Source organism: Bacteroides sp. AM23-12, from assembly GCF_003434395.1.
Lineage (GTDB): Bacteria > Bacteroidota > Bacteroidia > Bacteroidales > Bacteroidaceae > Bacteroides > Bacteroides thetaiotaomicron.
On sequence record NZ_QTLF01000087.1, the window covers coordinates 1 to 1,481 of the forward strand.

Genomic DNA, 1,481 nt, shown 5'->3' on the forward strand with positions numbered 1-1,481 from the left:
TTTCGCCGCGATGCTCTGCAAGACAGGCTTCACTTCCGGCCACGCTTTCTCCGATCCTCCGGGCATGATGGAAGCACCGTTCAACGCACCTTCCTCACCGCCCGACACTCCGCTTCCTACAAACAAGAATCCTTTCGATTCAGCTAATTTTACACGGCGATTGGTATCTTCGTAATTAGAATTACCACCGTCAATCAGAATATCTCCGGGAGAAAGCAAAGGGAAAAGCTGATCCATCAGTTCGTCTACCGGACTGCCGGCACGTACCATCATCATAATCTTGCGAGGGGTGGCGATTGATTCCACAAAAGCCTTTATATCTGTAAAACCTTCAATGTTTTTACCTTTAGCACGACCATTCATAAAGCGGTCTACTACTCCTTCTTCCACTCCGGGGACGGTACGATTATAAACAGAGACGTGCCAGCCCTTGCTTTCCATATTCAAAGCAAGGTTCTCACCCATCACTGCCAGACCGATCAACCCGATATCTGTTTTATTCTGATTTGCCATATCTTATATATTTTAAAATATTGTTTATGTAAGAAACACTTGAAAAGCACATTTGTTCGCTAGTTTTGGATTAAAATACTATTTTTGTGGTCAACAAATAACTATCAGAATGAAGAAAATCAAGATCGGCCTGCTGCCACGCATCATTATTGCTATCATCTTGGGGATTGCCATTGGCACTATTTTTCCGGCTCCGCTGGTACGAATATTCGTTACGTTCAACGGAATTTTCAGTGAATTTCTTAACTTCTCCATCCCGCTCATTATCGTCGGACTGGTCACCGTAGCCATTGCCGACATCGGCAAAGGTGCAGGAAAGATGCTGCTTGTCACCGCCCTCATCGCTTACGGCGCGACGCTCTTCTCCGGCTTCCTGTCCTACTTCACCGGTGTCACCGTGTTCCCCTCGCTCATCGAAGTGGGCGTACCGCTCGAAGAAGTCAGCGAAGCGCACGGCATTCTCCCCTACTTCTCCGTATCCATCCCTCCGCTGATGAATGTCATGACGGCATTGATCCTTGCCTTCACACTGGGATTGGGACTGGCGGCACTGCACAGCGATGCTCTGAAGAGTGTAGCACGGGATTTTCAGGAAATCATCGTGCGCATGATCAGTGCGGTCATCCTGCCTTTACTGCCGCTTTACATCTTCGGCATTTTCCTGAATATGACTCATTCCGGACAAGTATATGCCATTCTGATGGTCTTTATCAAAATCATCGGAGTTATCTTTCTGTTACATATCTTCCTGCTCGTCTTTCAGTATTCCATTGCGGCACTCTTCGTCCGTAAGAATCCGTTCCGGTTGTTGGGCAGGATGATGCCGGCCTATTTCACCGCATTGGGCACGCAATCGTCCGCCGCCACCATTCCGGTGACGCTGGAGCAGACGAAGAAGAACGGAGTATCCGCCGACATTGCAGGATTCGTGATTCCGCTCTGCGCCACCATTCACCTGTCCGGCAGCA

General features: G+C 48.7%; 2 protein-coding genes. One reads left to right on the forward strand and one right to left on the reverse strand.

Features of this window, described 5'->3' with window-relative positions:
• Nucleotides 1-513, reverse strand: a 513-nt coding sequence (locus tag DW640_RS23205; RefSeq protein WP_233525475.1) for an NAD(P)-binding domain-containing protein, incomplete at its 3' end; no start/stop codon positions are given.
• A gap of 109 nt (nt 514-622) precedes the next feature.
• Here DW640_RS23205 and DW640_RS23210 point away from each other — a divergent pair.
• Nucleotides 623-1,481: cation:dicarboxylate symporter family transporter (locus DW640_RS23210; protein ID WP_117579003.1), on the forward strand; the 859-nt coding region annotated here is incomplete at its 3' end.